Annotated in this window: 11 protein-coding genes and 1 pseudogene; 2 read left to right on the plus strand and 10 right to left on the minus strand. The window is 40.8% G+C overall.

Going from position 1 to position 14,981, the window contains the following annotated elements:
• Positions 1–188: 188 nt before the first annotated feature.
• Positions 189–507: pseudogene (locus ORQ98_RS29595) on the minus strand (IS1 family transposase).
• Positions 508–935: 428 nt separating this feature from the next.
• On the opposite strand from ORQ98_RS29595, the gene ORQ98_RS11310 reads away from it, so the two are divergent.
• Positions 936–1,910: an acyltransferase domain-containing protein gene (locus ORQ98_RS11310; protein ID WP_274688917.1), complete on the plus strand. Its 975-nt coding sequence runs from the start codon at positions 936–938 to the stop codon at positions 1,908–1,910.
• A 117-nt stretch (positions 1,911–2,027) separates the two neighbouring features.
• Here the strand turns inward: ORQ98_RS11310 and ORQ98_RS11315 are convergent, their stop codons facing one another.
• Positions 2,028–5,177, minus strand: coding sequence for a hypothetical protein (locus tag ORQ98_RS11315; protein ID WP_274688918.1), 3,150 nt, complete (start codon positions 5,175–5,177; stop codon positions 2,028–2,030).
• Positions 5,178–5,414: 237 nt separating this feature from the next.
• Here ORQ98_RS11315 and ORQ98_RS11320 point away from each other — a divergent pair, with 237 nt between their 5' ends.
• Positions 5,415–5,858, plus strand: coding sequence for a GFA family protein (locus ORQ98_RS11320; RefSeq protein WP_274688919.1), 444 nt, complete (start codon positions 5,415–5,417; stop codon positions 5,856–5,858).
• 2 nt (positions 5,859–5,860) lie between these two features.
• Here the strand turns inward: ORQ98_RS11320 and ORQ98_RS11325 are convergent, their stop codons facing one another.
• Genes ORQ98_RS11325 through ORQ98_RS11360 form a run of 8 tightly spaced genes read right to left on the minus strand, consistent with a single transcriptional unit; the run spans position 5,861 to position 14,113 of the window.
• Positions 5,861–6,601, minus strand: a complete 741-nt coding sequence (locus tag ORQ98_RS11325) for a polyketide synthase (RefSeq protein ID WP_274688920.1) — start codon at positions 6,599–6,601, stop codon at positions 5,861–5,863.
• 3 nt (positions 6,602–6,604) lie between these two features.
• The gene (locus ORQ98_RS11330; protein ID WP_274688921.1) at positions 6,605–7,387 is read right to left on the minus strand and encodes an enoyl-CoA hydratase/isomerase; all 783 of its coding nucleotides are present in this window, start codon (positions 7,385–7,387) and stop codon (positions 6,605–6,607) included.
• Between the two features lie 4 nt (positions 7,388–7,391).
• A complete protein-coding gene (locus ORQ98_RS11335; protein WP_274688922.1) occupies positions 7,392–8,636 on the minus strand; it encodes a hydroxymethylglutaryl-CoA synthase family protein in 1,245 nt (414 codons plus the stop codon).
• Positions 8,636–9,772: an ACP S-malonyltransferase gene (gene fabD / locus ORQ98_RS11340; protein ID WP_274688923.1), complete on the minus strand. Its 1,137-nt coding sequence runs from the start codon at positions 9,770–9,772 to the stop codon at positions 8,636–8,638. Before fabD ends, ORQ98_RS11335 begins: the two co-directional genes overlap by 1 nt.
• Positions 9,773–9,819: 47 nt before the next feature.
• Positions 9,820–11,100 carry a beta-ketoacyl synthase N-terminal-like domain-containing protein gene (locus ORQ98_RS11345; protein ID WP_274688924.1) on the minus strand — a complete coding sequence of 427 codons (1,281 nt, stop codon included), beginning with the start codon at positions 11,098–11,100 and terminating at the stop codon, positions 9,820–9,822.
• Positions 11,100–11,360: an acyl carrier protein gene (locus ORQ98_RS11350; RefSeq protein ID WP_274688925.1), complete on the minus strand. Its 261-nt coding sequence runs from the start codon at positions 11,358–11,360 to the stop codon at positions 11,100–11,102. Before ORQ98_RS11350 ends, ORQ98_RS11345 begins: the two co-directional genes overlap by 1 nt.
• 58 nt (positions 11,361–11,418) lie before the next feature.
• Entirely contained in the window at positions 11,419–12,828 is a 1,410-nt protein-coding gene (locus ORQ98_RS11355; RefSeq protein WP_274688926.1) for a PfaD family polyunsaturated fatty acid/polyketide biosynthesis protein, read from the minus strand.
• 25 nt (positions 12,829–12,853) lie between these two features.
• Positions 12,854–14,113: a glycosyltransferase gene (locus ORQ98_RS11360; protein ID WP_274688927.1), complete on the minus strand. Its 1,260-nt coding sequence runs from the start codon at positions 14,111–14,113 to the stop codon at positions 12,854–12,856.
• Positions 14,114–14,981: the final 868 nt, after the last annotated feature.

Consider the following 14,981-nt stretch of genomic DNA (forward strand, 5'->3'; position numbering starts at 1 on the left):
CAAATCCTCTCATAACAGTGGATTATACACATGATGCTGTATTATTGAACCTAGAAATGATTCGCGACTGGTATATAAGAGCTATGTTTGGTTATGGCAAAATTAATTTAGCCATGATCTCCTTTTGAGAGGAGATCACATGTACCGTGTTATTGCCAATATTGGTAGTGGCTCAAACCAATATTTTATCAAATGTTACGCCCAAATTCATTGCGATTAATAAAAATCCCTATAACAATGCCATGCATTTTATTTGACTTAGAAAAACAAATTGTTCTTCTCCTAGGCGGTTAATTTGAGTCCTTAAGGCTAAGTGTTTTCTTTCAATCTTTTGAGTATTTCCTTTTTCTACTAAGTGATTTTCAACTGGAATATGTTGGCTGTAAGCTCTATTGCTATAATTCAATATAAATGATTTTTTACAGAGTAGACTCTTACACAGATAGCGTTGCTTTCCTTCTGACAACCTATTTTTTTCACTTGATCGCTATTGCACTGAGTGCACAATACATTAACTGTAGCTAAAACTTACTTTTCGAAAACCATCATTATAAGTATCAACTATCATACAACAAAAGCAGTCATTATTTTACTTACTATGTCTGTGCAATATTTAGTCAAAAACAGGTTTGAGTCACAATCTATTGTTTTTTTACGCCTAGCTTTTTTGTTTGATTTATTTATGGATCTCAAGTATGTTATTTACTCTTCGTCGAAGAAGGGGCGGAAATAATTGCTACAATGACAATTGTACCTTCCTTTAATAACCCTTGCTTTTTAATTTGACTTTTTAAGTCTGATATAATGCTTGAATTATCTATCACTGTGCTTTTTTTTAACTGTTATGAGTTCAGCTTACAATCATGAATAGGCTCAGCTTTGAATCACTACCGAATATTATTTCCTGTCTGAAAATATAAAAAGGATTTAACCAAGTGAAAGCATTACCCCTTATTTTCATGTTTTCTGGACAAGGCAGTCAGTATTATCATATGGGGAAAGAACTATTTGAAGGGAACTCGTTTTTTAGAAACTCTTTACAAGAGTTAGATGAAATAGCACAAGTTCACTTGGGGTATTCTGTTATTCAAGAAATGTATAATACAAATCGAAGTGCAGCAGACGCTTTTAATCAGACCCGTTTTACTCATCCTGCTATTTATATGTTTGAAGTGGCCCAGGCAAAAATGCTTATAAACTTAGGAATATGCCCCGATTATGTCATGGGTACAAGTATGGGAACTTTTGCAGCTGCGTCTTTAGCTGGCTGTCTTGATGAAGAGAAAATGCTTTTAGCTGTGATAAAGCAAAGTGAGTTAATTGCTGCTCAATGTGAACCAGGCTTTATGGTAGCGATCCTTGAAAACCCTATACTATTTCAGCGTGAAGCTCAACTTTATAGTCAAAGCGTATTAGCTTCTACTAACTTTGATGGTCATTTTGTTGTTTCTACAAATGTAGCAGGGCTTTCAACTATAGAACATTTTTTAAAACAGCAACAAATTAGTTATCAAGTGCTTGCTGTATCCCATGCCTTTCATTCACAGTGGATAGACTCTGCTCAGGAAAGCTATTTAGACTTTCTAAAAAGCCAAGAATTTCAAATAATGAATATACCTCTGATTTGTTGTATGAAGGCGGAAATGGTTTCCTATATTTCAGAAGTATATTTTTGGAAAGTTATTCGTGAACCAATTGAGTTTCGAAGGACAGCTGAGCTTTTTGAATCAACAGGTTCATATCACTATCTAGACCTGGGGCCTTCAGGTACCTTAGCGACTCTTTTAAAATATATCTTACCAGAAAACTCTCAGTCAAAAGTTACTGCAATGATGACACCTTATGGTTTTAATAGCAATGGGTTAGAACAGCTAATAAAAGAACATCAGCCTATTGAGTCAATAGTATGAGCTATAATTATAAATTGGAGTATTAAGGACACTTTAAACAAATTTAGCGATAGCAGGGAAATCCCAATGAGTAAAATACAGCTATCGCTGGAAATGATGTTTTGGTGATATCTTTGGTTAAGATGTTACTACATTATTATTCTCTTCTTTTTGACGTTGTATGTCTGCTTGCAAAGCCTCAAGAATTTTTTGGAAGGGTGCTGAATCTTTCCTAGATTTAACTTCGTCAAATAACGCTTCAGCTAAATCAGTTGCTTGACGTTTTAGTCGAGACATAATGATATGAAGCATTTGTTGACACTTGAAACCAGGAGGAGCCTCTTGATAGGGAATCTCATGTAGAATTTTTTCTTCAAAAGAGAGTGCTTGTTCCATATTTCCTAACTGACTGCAACACTCAACCAATGACTTTAAGGAGGTTATTGCTGGAAGCCAGGCTTGGTATTGATAATAAGCTTTGTAAGCTTGGTTGCTTACGGCAATGCATTGTTCCCAACACTGGTATTTTTGATAGTAAGCTTCAAGAAAATAAATTACTTGCTGAAACAAAGCTAATTGCTGTTGGTCAGCTGTTTTATTGTGTTTTTCAAACCATTGTCGCCAGTATTTTTCACTTGTATTAATGGGACTATCATCATGACGAGAAGCTTGATAACTAGGATGACGCAGTGCTTTAGTTGCTATGTAAAGCCAGCATAGCTTTGCTTCATCACTTATACTGGGGTCGTCACTTACTAATGGTGAAGAACGACTAAGTAGATCAATTAACCAGTCAACGATCTCCTGCTCTAATTGAACAGGCTGCAAAAGCTGTTCAAAGGGTTTTATTACTGACATAAACCCTTGGTAATCTTTAGAAAACCATAAACGCTCAAAATGTTTTACCCAAAGACGCCGGTTTATTAACAAGTGGTTAAGCAATAGTTCATTGGTTTGTTGGCTTAGGTGAGTTGAAATAATACGAATACCTTCGCAGATGACTTGGCTGATGATTTTTTGTAGCACCTGCGAGTCGGTGTTTAAATTGCTTAAAGATGGTTGTTTACTTAATAAGAAAGTGAGTGAATATTTATCTATCACTCGCCCATAGGCAACCGGTGTAATAAAACCTGCTTTTTCCCAGTTATTTAATAATTCCTTGAACTCAAGCCCTGTTGTGCCAACCGTTTCCATTAATTCGGCTGCGGGTGAAAAAGCCGCTTTTTGGTCGCAAGCGACCATTATCATCTCAAGCAAAATACCCTCTATATTGGCACATAAAACCAGCATTTTTTGCGAAGGTTCCGATAGTGTTTCCCATTGCCATTGAAAAAAAGCATCTACTAGATTGGGGGAGGAGACCTTAGTATTTTTTATACTGGGGATTTTATTCTGGAGTAAATTTTTCAGTTTTACTATAGAGGTATTGGCCAGTAAAGGGATCATTTTTTTAATTAAGAATGGATTATTTTGGCAAGTTGCTAAAAGAGCTGGCCATTGATCGTTTATCTCTTTGCCTACAAGTTTATTTTCTTTTAAGTTAAAAGCGGCCAGTATCATTTGATCAAGCTGGGTTATGGGAGATATAGTTGTATTAACAAACGTTGGGAGGTAAGACGGTTCAAGGAGGGTGCCAGAAATAATAACAAGGTGACTATCTGCTAATAAGGTATTGATAAACGTTGTCAGTGCTAAGTTATTTTCTATAGCCAAACCATCAAATACAAAACAGCAACATAGTGATTTTAATTTCTCTAATACAGCTGTGTCACAACCAACAATAGGACCAACCATTGTTAATATCGTTGCAGGTGTATACGTTTGTTCAGTGAAGTCAAAATAAAAGGCATAATCAATTTTTTGGGTATAAGTTAAATATAAACAAAACCGATGAACAAGATAGGTTTTACCTGAACCCGCTGGCCCGGTTATGCTTAGCGCTCGTTGTTGCAGATGCCAGGCTCGAATTAAAGATAACAGCTGGCCATCACTGGTATAGGGTTGTTTTGATGAGATCCATTCAGACTTAAAACCTAGTAGTTTCTGGCTGGCTAGCGGTAAAATTGTGGCACTGTCAGGCTGGGATAGGGTTTGGCCAGACTTAAAAAAAGTAACATTTTGTCCGCCAAAGTGAATAATCAATGACCAGTATTGAAAAGGGCGAGGTTCAGAGATGAGTACCGAAGTATCCACTATCTTTTGCAGTGATTTGCGGGTTTCTACGACAGCTTGGTTAATATTTAAGCCGGTAGTTAACATCTGGTAAAAGGTGCTAAAGCACTGGGCACTTAACCAAGAGGGAACACTATCTCGCAAGCCGATCACATTACCTAAACCTTGTTGATGGGCAGTTTTGCTTATATAAGTTAATGCAGTTTGTGTACAGGTTATGTCGCCTCGTATATCAACACCTAGAACAGCAATGTTATTTGCCACTAACTGGCTGACTAATTTTTCAACCTTTATCCCACTCTCTTTGCTGCTAGATCCTGTGCCAAAGCAATAATTTCCTTGTTCAATAAACATGGGACTATCAATATGTACGATGTGGAAACCAGTGTCGGGTGTTGGGCTGGTTAGGCTCAGCTGGTCCCATTGTTGAATAGGAAAAATTTCATAGTGAATAGCCCCTTGTGTGTCAGACAACGTTAAGCTAGTGTTAAAAGCATGATGAGCATAGCTATCATCATCATACACAAGATGAAGTATACGCAGTGGTTTATTTTCAGCTGTTGGTTTTGTTGCTGCTTCAGTTGGTTTATCAGAGACAAGGCTTGACAATGTATTTGTTGTGGAGGGGGTATATTCCAATTGATAGTGCAAGTCTGGGAGATCTTTGACACTGCTAGTGTCAGTAAACTGTCTGATAAAACTCTTTGTTACAGCAGCTAAAAAATAGGGTATTTCTGGAAAAATAATAGCTTCCCAGAGTTCATTAAAGAATTGGCGACGAGATGACTCAATGCGAACATGTAAGTTCTCACATTTATAAGCGTCTATTTTTGCAATGAAGCGGTAGATCTCATCTTGCTCTCCCAGGCATTGATCACCTATGTACTGCCCGTAATTTATCAACTTTTCCACAACACCTCTGTCATGAGGAGATTTTGTCATTAACTGAGGATAGTCTTTAAAATACCAATTTAAGGTATCGTGAAAAGCTTGGGGGATAGGGGAGCTGTAGTCTTCTATTATATAGCTGTCGCTCCAGCCTTCGGTTTCCAATATTAATTGAATTGAGCAGGTGTCTGCATCTTTTAAAGAACGGTCAATAATTCTCAACTGCATTATGCTGGGTCCTTTATTTTTATAGATTTCAATAAAGAGGATGTTAGTGAATATTGGAAGCATACAAGCCTACCACAAAAGCCGTATAAAAAGGCACTATTGAATAATGATGGTTTTGCTGCTTACACTGGTCGGGTGTAATTATACCCTTTATAGATTGAATGTTTTATAATTGATAAGAGCTATGCCGACATTATTAATTAAAACTAGAAAATCCAAAGAGAGTTTATTGCTAATATGACGAGCATTTTTAAAGGTGGCTGCCATTGCGGTCAGTTACGTTACACTTGTCAAAATGAGCCGCTATCGCAATTCTTCTGTCATTGTTTAGACTGCCAAAAAAGCACAGGCAGCCCCGTTGCGGCAGGTTTTTTAGTCACTAAAGCTGCCACTGTGGTTGAAGGTGAGAGGCGAAATTATACTGTGCTTGCTGATTCAGGTAAAAAAATGACTAGATTGTTTTGCCCTGAGTGTGGTACACATGTGCTCGAAGAGTCTGAAGGCCTTATGGGGCTCTGGATTATTAAGGCCGGTAGCTTGGATGACGCTAGTATTTTCCAGCCAGTACGCCATTACTGGACTGACAGTCAGCAGAAATGGCTAAAAATAAATGATGACTTAGAGCGTGTCGGCACCCAGCCTGCGTTTACCGATTTGGGTCTTGACTTGCCTAACAGTTAAACCTAAAAAAATGTACTGACACGCTCTTTAACTGCTTGCTGATAAAATGTTTTTTCATGCATGGCCAACTCTTGTTTTATTATCTCCGGCAGCTTTTGCCGGATGGGTGTCACCAAGTGTTCTTTTAATGTTACTAGAGCAACCCGGGGCTTTTCGGCCAGTTGCTTTGCAGTTTCCAAAGCGTGGGTTAATACGTCATTTCTTGGGTAAACAGGAAACGGAATGCCCCGTTGTTTTAACGTTTCACCTCGATAAGTTTGAGCATTGAGGAGCATTTCGTGACCTAAACTGACACCGAGTTTTTTAGGGACGATATAGGTGGCTCCCATACCTGGCGTAAATCCATATTTCATAAAATTGGTGGTATAAATACTTTCACGACTTAAAATAATAAAATCACTAAATAAACCCATCACAAAGCCTCCTCCTATCCCGTGCCCCTGCATGGCAGATATCACTGGAATCGGACAATCGAGGGTTAAGCTGTAAATATTAGTATCAGTGAACTGTCCCTGGCCATTGGCTAAAGCCAATAGGCCATCTTTAGTTGCTCCCGCTGAAAAATAAGATCCATAACCAGTTAAAATCACAACTTTATAGCTGTTGCTGGCTTTGATGTGGTCAAAAGCACGGATTAAACCAGTGACTAATGCATCAGAAAATGTATTTTTATGTGCTGTATCCTGCATCGTTAGCTGGACGATACCAGGCTCCAGTGTTTGAAACTTAATAACATCTTGCATGATTCAGGCTTCCCATGGAAATTGGCCCGTATTCACATAGCGGTTAATTTTGCTCAGATTGTTGGGATCAGAGAAAACTACCTGGTTAGCTGCTAACGCATTAGGTTTGGCTGCCGCTAGTGAAACATCAAGTTTATTGAGGTAATTTTTATAACGACCGATGGCGGTTTTACTCAGTCGCCGCAATCGCAGTAAATGTTGATTTAATAATGCCTGGCTATCTTCGGCATAGGCATCAACCAAGCCCCATCGATAGGCTTCTTCACTGCTTATCGGTTTTGTCATTAATGTCATTGCATGGGCTTTTTGATATCCAATGCGACGGATTAAAAAGGGCAATACACAAGCAGGCATTAAGCCAAATAATAATTCCGGTAGGCTAAATTCTGCTTTGCTATCAGCCAGAACTAGATCGCAGGCTGCCACAAAACCAACCCCACCGGCATTGGCTTTGCCTCGTACATGAGCCACTGTAACAAAAGGCCCCGTGGTTAATTGGTACCATAGATCATAAAGTGGCTCTGGCCCAGATTGTATTTCTGAGGGGGTATTTGCTAATGCTTGCAAGTCGGCACCAAAGCAAAAAATATCCGATAGTCCTTCAATAATCAGAATTTTCGCTGTGCTGTGACAACTGAGTAGTGCTTGTCTGAACTCTTCTATCAGCAGGTCATTTAAGGTGTTTTTCGCTTCAGGTCGATATAGCTGTATAAAACACAAGTCGTCTTTAGTGCTTATGTTTAACGTTTGATAGCCTGTGGATTGGTTGCTTGATTTTTCACCCATACCGCTATACCCACTCATATTCTCGGTGATATTCGTTGATGGCTTTGAGATAGAGTTGATTGGGTTGACGTGCGCCTGCAACCAGCTGGGTATCTAACGTAATATTACGTGTGCCAAATTTAACAGCGCGTCCACCCTCGACAATCGCTTCATACTCATCCATTGTTAGCTGGTAGCGGTGATTGAGTTGATCTGTCAGGCCCATATCAGCAAGTCGTGCTCGACCCTCCTGAGTGACAACCCCACTATAAAATTCTGAGCAGCAGCCAGAGCCATACGAAAAACAGCCAATTCGCTGAGGACTGTTAAATTCACCGTTGAGAATCACACCTACCAGTGAGAGCTGAGCAGTGGCCCCCATAATATTACCCACTCGTTGGCAAAGGGTTAAACCTGGCATTACACGTCGCTCGAAGTCTTCTCGAATCACCTCGGGGCTAGCGTTTGTAAATTTACGCATCATACTTCGATGGGCTCCCTGAATCATTCCACCAAATGGGGTGTGAAAAGCCAGATAGCCAAATGTGCTGTCGTAATGGGTCTCTGGAACTCTTTTTTGATATTCCAAAAAACTGTTTTCACAGCAATCTAAATAAGAGAGTAAAGACAGATCCGCATCACCGGCTTCACTGTCTGGTACTGGGCGGCAGGTATCCATGACTTCATAGCCGTAATAACCATTAGCACCGATATCGATTTGAAAAACGTAAGGCGTTTCGCTAACTAGCATAGCCACAGCACCTGCTCCACTGCTTGGCTCTGCAAACGACCAGTCTTCGGTTAACGCTTCGCCCCCTTCGGCGACTAAAAAGCGGGCGATATCTGTGGCAATCACTAGGACTTTGGCTCCGGGTGATGCTTGGGAGAGAATAAAATTAACGGCCACTTGCAGCCCGGCAGTGCCTGAGTAACAAGCATTTTTTAATTCAAATAAACGACAGTTACGATTGAGTCCCAGGTATTGATGAAAATAAGTACTCATGGATTTGCCAAAGTCAAAAGCGGATTCGGTACAGGTGATCACCATCTCTATGCGTGCTTTTTCTTCAGGACTTAACTGATCAATAATGGGCTTAGCTGCATTAATACCGAAACTAACTGGGTCTTCGTAGGGCAAAGCAACGGTCTTTTCTTTCATTAACAAGTTGTCAAAGCGCTGGGTATCCAGTTGTCGATGTTCGGCTAACTGTCGTACATCTAAAAAAGCACTACCACAAAATGCATTGATGGCCTCGATACCGACGTTCATTAGCGTGTTTCTCCCTCTATTACTGTAGTATTTGTTGTGATGGGGGTGATCTCATCCAAGGAGAAATAACCGTTATATCCTTCCATATACGTCACTGCACGATGACCAAATAAAACAATGGCTGGGGTGCGAGTTGTTAGCGTTTGTTCATAGCCAACGGCATGCACTTGGCTACCGACCGGGTGGCTGCTGTTCCAGTCGGCAACGCGTTGTTGTACTGCTTTAAGGGTTTTCTCCCAGTCTGGCTGCTCAATTTGCTTTGTTGTAGATGGTGCCTGACGAGGCACTTTATTAAACTCAGTCTGAATTTTTTGGGTGAGCTTCGTTAATACATTGCCCACACCTAATTCTTCGAACACCGTTTCCCCTTGCCTTAATAAATAGTTAATGTTCTCTACCCAGTTAACAGAGTGGGTCAGTTGTTCGATTAAGTTATTGGCTATGTCATCTAGTTGATAGGGTTCGGCATATACATTGGAAATGACTGGAATCTGTAACTGGGAAAACTGAATAGTGTTAATAAAATCTGCAAAGGCAGTTTTTATCGGTGCCATATAACGGGAATGAAAAGCGCCACTGGTTTTGAGGGGAACAAACAATCCACCTGCTTGTTCAAATACGGCTTTAGCTTTAACAAGGTCATCCTGTAAACCCGCAATGACGGTTTGTGTAGGCGCGTTATAATTGGCAATATCCACACCACTTAAATTATTTATTTGCAACTGTTGCTGAACTGCTTCTGCATCCATTCCAAGCACGGCGGCCATTGCGCCTTTCGGCGCTTGGCTCATTAATTTGCCCCGTTCTGTTACTAGTCGGAGACCTTCTTCAAAACTAAATGCCCCTGCCGCTTGCAGCGCATTGTATTCTCCCAAACTATGGCCTACCAGATAATCAGGCTGTCGGCCTGTTTGCTTTAGTTTATGCTGGTAAGCAAGCGCATTAACCACATAGAGCGCTGGTTGGGTATATTGGGTTTGCTGCAACTGATTGTCGTGATTTTCTAGACACAGTGTCTTGATGGAGTAGCCTAGAATTGACGAGGCTTGAGCATCTGCTTCTGGAAACTCATCAAACAGGCTGGCGCCCATACCTTTCACTTGCGAACCCTGCCCAGGAAAGAGATACGTTGTCATTGTCGTATATTCCTTATTGAGCCGTCACCTCAGTGGTGCTTTGGCTATTAGTCGTGTGCAAAAACAAGAGCACTATTAATGCCTCCAAAGCCGAATGCATTGCTCAGGGCGTGAGAGATAGTGGCCGTTTCAGCAACCGCTGAAGCAAAATGTGCATGGCTATCAATTGGGTTGTTCAGGTGCTTGTTGGGATGAACAAAACCATGCTGCATCTGCAAAATCGTCGCAATTGCTTCAATGACGCCAGCTGCGTACAGACAATGGCCGGTCAGCCCTTTAGTAGCATTAAGCCAGATGCGGTTGACATGATCTGCAAAAACGGTGTTTATCGCGGCGATTTCAGTGTCATCGCCTAAAGCAGAAGAGGTGCCGTGGGTGTTGATGTAATCGATATCTGCAGCGGTTATGCTAGCGTTTTCAAGGGCTAATGCCATGGTTCGAGCCTCACCCGTTACGCTAGGGTTTGCACTGCGATTACCATCCAGGGTTAATGCGGTACCGATTACACTAGCCAGAGGAGTTGCTTGACGTTTCTGCAAGGTGTCAGCGCATTCAAGGATAATACAGCCTGCGCCTTGGCCATAGATAAAACCTTCATGGTCCTTGTCAAAAGGACGGCAACTTTCACCAGGTGGTAGCCGTTTACCGCCTATGGCGCCCATGTTGTTCCATGCATGTAATTCCAAAGGGGATAGATCGGCCATTGCCCCTACCACAATGCAGCGCTCCACCACACCACTTTCAATCATTTGTTTCGCTTGGATTAGGCCAACATTGCCTGAAGCGGAAGCACCTCCCACGGTAAAGCCGCAGCCTTGAATCTGGAGGATTTCACTTAGTGTGCCGAGCAAATTTGTATCCAGGCAATGTAAACCGAAGCTGGCGGGTAAATACTCCAAATCAGCTCCATAGCGTTGGCTTTGCTCATAGCAATAGCCGCTGGTGAGATTTTGCCCGGCGATAATCAAGCCAGTGCGTTGATTATCAAATTCTATATCTTCCAGCCCTGCTTGTTGCCAAGCAGACAAGGCGCTGTAAACTGCTGTTTGTAGCACTTGGGGAGCCCTATGGACTGCCTTGCAGGCGCGTGCGATCAACGTATCGGGTAAGGCTAATGCTTGGAGCCGGTCTTCGATAGGAAAGTTGGTGATGAGAGCAGCTTCCTGTAATGGTAAATCCTCGGTACTGGTTAAAGCGCGAATACCGCTGCGGCCGGACTTTAAGGCATCGGTAAAAGCGTCAAGGGTATCACCCAGCGCACAGACAATTCCCATACCGCTAACACATATTTTATTGAGCTGTCCTCCTTTTTTTATACTGGACAACATTACTCAACCACTTCCTTAGTCTGATGTTCGGCATATAGTAAATCCACCAGTTCACCGATGGTTTTAAGGCCGGCAAACTTCACTAGTGGTATTTTTAAGGATAAATCTGCCAGACACATGACCACAACATCTGCTCGGTCAATGGAGTTGGCACCAATATCTCGCATACTGATTTCTGGTCTGATATCTGCTTCTGTGACGTTGACTAATATCTCTAAAATATTGTTTTGCACTAGGTTAAAGACGTCAGTTTTTTTCATAATATTTTCTCGTTATTTTTGTGTATACCTTGTACGAACCACTTTTAGGAATATTTTTTCAGTGACGGGCTACCATTTGCCTAAATCGATTTGATAATACTTCAGCAGTGCCATGCATTATTTTTTCGGCTATTTCAGCTACATGTCGTTTTTGCCAGTGCTCAAGTTCAGTGCCTTTTACCCACTGGTTAAAAGCCCCCAGTGCAGGCCCTGTATGAACTTGATAATCCACTTTTTGTTCGTCGCTGCCTTGCATCGCCAAACGATTACTGTGAATAAAGTACCATTTAAAAACTAAAGCCATTTTATGTTTGGGAAAACGTTCTGCCTGTTCAATTTCTTGAGGATTCGCTTTGAGGTAATAGGCTTTGGTTTCTGCCCAAACATCAGCAAAACTTCTTTTGAAGAATTTTTCTTGTAACAAATGCTGGGTTTTGCCATCTAGTGATTCTAAAGCGTCATATTGTTGATAGAGTGAATAAAGCTTGTTGGCGCGAGCAGGAAAAAAAACGCCTTTTTTTAAGACTTGTACTTTGGCACCTAGCTCAAACATATCGCCGGCTGGTGCATAATCGGTGTCTTGCACATTGATAGCTTGCAATAAGTTTTTGACGGCGTCGCTGGTATCTGCTTCTACAGTACATTGGTTGATCGAGCCAGTCAGAATAAAATCTGCTCCCAAAATAAAAGCGGCAGCTGCCGCTTGTGGTGTGCCGATACCTCCTGCTGCGCCAATGCGAATAGGAGTTCGATAGCGGTATTTTGCCATCATCTGGTCACGAAGGAATTGCATGGCTGGCATAAGGGTATAGGCAATACCTTGATCTGTATGGCCGCCAGAGTCTGCCTCCACACAAATATCATCTGAGATAGGCACATATTGACTTAATTCGGCCTGTGTGTGGGTAATCTGTTGTGAGGCAACCAATTGTTGCACAATCGCCTGGGGAGCAGGCTGCATAAATGCTTCTGCTACTTCTGGACGTGATACCTTCGCTAAAATGCGATGTTGTGTTTCGACTTGTCCTGCTTTATTACGGTGGAGTCCATTTAAACGAAAACGTACTAGCCCTGGTGATATTCGCATATACGCGGCGGCTTCAATATGGCGGATCTTATGCTGTAAATAAAGGTTCACCAGCAACATTTCATAATCGGGAAGGGTAGGGTTGTAAAGTAAATTTAAGCCATAAGCTTGATTATCGGTTAACGAAGACTGAATCTTGTTTATTGATGATTCGATTTGGGCGAGCTTCATTCCTCCAGTACCCAAATAACCTAGTAACCCAGCCTTTCCCATCGCGATTACAAGGTCGGCTGAGCCAATTCCTTTGTACATTGACCCGGCTAAGTAGGCATAACGAATGCCATAATCTGATTTAAACTGGCTGCTACCCAAAGTACCTGCAGTGATAGCAAGTGGCTTTGATGTAGAAAAATCACCTAATACTGAGTTTGAATCGAACACACGCTAGCCTTATATGGCGTATTTTCTATGACACGGCTTCAGGTTTTACAGATTCTAATACCTGAGCTGCCCGATCTAGGGAATCTTCTTTTCGCAGGATTTTAGCCATTGATTGACACCTACTGAGTATGTGTTGATCTTTGCTGATCTTATCTACTGCATGCAGAATTCTTTTGCCAGTCAAAGTGTGCCGTTCCATCATTAGGCCAAAGCCTTTTTTTTGCACAGATTCAGCAAAGTAATACTGATCCCCAAGAAAAGGTATGGATAACATTGGAATACCAAAATACAGGGACTCATGAAAAGAGTTTGGTCCACCATGGGAAATAAAAAGTTTTATATTGGCATGTTGTAGCACTTGCTGTTGAGGTACATATTTGAGGACAAGAATATTTTCTGAAACATGAGTGACTGTGGAAAAATCCATAGAGAAATTAACAATCAAAGCTCGCCAAGGGCAATGACGAAATGCTTCAATACAGATTTTAATTTCTGCTTCGGAATAAACCAAGGTGCCAAAGTTGATATAAATAAAAGGCCCTTTTTGCATCCAGGCTTCCAAATTATCATCTTTTTCCATGCCGATTTCGGGAGAAATCATTGAGCCGATACAGTGTGAGCTTGAGGGTATCCGTACCCCCTTAATTACCTCGGGTACTGTCGGAATAAGATAAATAGGTTCTATCGCTTGATCTGTATTGTCGTGAGTAATTCCCAATCGCTTCTTGATTTGTTTTTGGCTTGTTTTCTTTAGTTTGAATACGCGCGCTAAAGACAATGATGAGGTAAGATATAAGCGCAAAGCCAGCAAAGGTCGGATAACTAAATCCACTTTTGTGCCAAGACAAAATGAAGCGACAAATGCTGTTGGAATGCCTTGTTCATCGGCTAATGCTTTACCCAAATTACACCAGTGATCATCCAGTACAATTAGATCCCAAGAATGCTCCTGGCTTCTGATACGTTTCGCCGCTGCAACCAATAGATTTGTAATATAGTGCTGCCAGTTTTCCCCAACGAAGTCAGAAGGATTTTTAAACGATTGCTGAATGTATTCGTAATTGCTTCGCCAGGTGAAGTCTTTATACATAGTGAAATAAAGAGACTCATGTTCCTCAGGCGTTGGCCCTGCACTGACAAAACGAATGGAGTCAGGTATCCATTGCCTGGCTTCTTCATAACTCACAAATTCGATGTAATGGCCACGCGACGATAATTCAGCAGCGATTGCGATATTGCGTGTTGCATGTCCTCTGCGAGGAGGGCAACAGAACAAAACGTTCATTATTATTTTCACTCCTGAAAACTGTCGAAAGAAAAAGTCAACTCGATTGACTTCAAAAGATATGCCATTAATTGAGTGGCAATAGAGCACTAAATCACATAGATTTAATTCTATCTAATGTGAATACGACGATACAGGTTTATTCGCATTCTATCGATACTAAATTATTAAGTTAAAAAATACAAATCTATCTGCAACCTTAGTACTCAGGGAGACAGCTTTAATACGGGAAGAATGTATTTGCTAACTAACGCTGTATATATGATATTGAAAGGATAAGTTGTTATAAAAACTTTAGGTTATAGTGGCTTGTTTTATGTATAAAAACAGGTTCACCATTGATAATAATTGATGAGATTTGATTTTTAATACTGATTTTAAGATAAAAATTACATTATGCTCTGTCGTTTTTGGATAAGTGTTCTTGAGATGATTGAGTTAAGTTCAAATCAGTTATTTCTTGTTTTAGTTAATATTTGTAGTGTTTTTTACGAAAAAATTAGTCAGTGCTGATAAAAGCTAATGACTAATTAAGTTATTAGCCCCATAGCCTTAAGAACACACTCTAAGTAAGTGTAAAGAACACAATATAGCTACTTTTTAGAAATAAGTGAATGCTTAATTGCGGTAGACTAAAAGGTGTTCACATAACATTAGTAATATAGAGACGGTAAAAGTAAAAACGTTACTTTATAGAAGTCCGCATTCGATGGAGTTAAGCAGCCCCTTGTCTGGAGTGACTGCTCACCATTTATAATGGCCTGATAATCTCTAAAAGCTCAATTGAACGGTTTCTTGTCGTTTTTTCTTATTGGTATAGTTTGGTTTTTCTGTATTTTCCAAAAATAGTTTATTCGGCAGATGTAGT

This window comes from Spartinivicinus poritis (assembly GCF_028858535.1).
Taxonomy (GTDB): Bacteria; Pseudomonadota; Gammaproteobacteria; order Pseudomonadales; family Zooshikellaceae; genus Spartinivicinus; species Spartinivicinus poritis.

Coding starts and splice junctions, on each gene's coding strand:
- ORQ98_RS11315 (WP_274688918.1), bottom strand. CDS start 5,177: ATGCAGTTGAGAATTATTGACCGTTCTTTAAAAGATGCAGACACCTGC.
- ORQ98_RS11335 (WP_274688922.1), bottom strand. CDS start 8,636: ATGAACGTCGGTATCGAGGCCATCAATGCATTTTGTGGTAGTGCTTTT.
- fabD (WP_274688923.1), bottom strand. CDS start 9,772: ATGACAACGTATCTCTTTCCTGGGCAGGGTTCGCAAGTGAAAGGTATG.
- ORQ98_RS11320 (WP_274688919.1), top strand. CDS start 5,415: ATGACGAGCATTTTTAAAGGTGGCTGCCATTGCGGTCAGTTACGTTAC.
- ORQ98_RS11360 (WP_274688927.1), bottom strand. CDS start 14,113: ATGAACGTTTTGTTCTGTTGCCCTCCTCGCAGAGGACATGCAACACGC.
- ORQ98_RS11350 (WP_274688925.1), bottom strand. CDS start 11,360: ATGAAAAAAACTGACGTCTTTAACCTAGTGCAAAACAATATTTTAGAG.
- ORQ98_RS11330 (WP_274688921.1), bottom strand. CDS start 7,387: ATGGGTGAAAAATCAAGCAACCAATCCACAGGCTATCAAACGTTAAAC.
- ORQ98_RS11345 (WP_274688924.1), bottom strand. CDS start 11,100: ATGTTGTCCAGTATAAAAAAAGGAGGACAGCTCAATAAAATATGTGTT.
- ORQ98_RS11325 (WP_274688920.1), bottom strand. CDS start 6,601: ATGCAAGATGTTATTAAGTTTCAAACACTGGAGCCTGGTATCGTCCAG.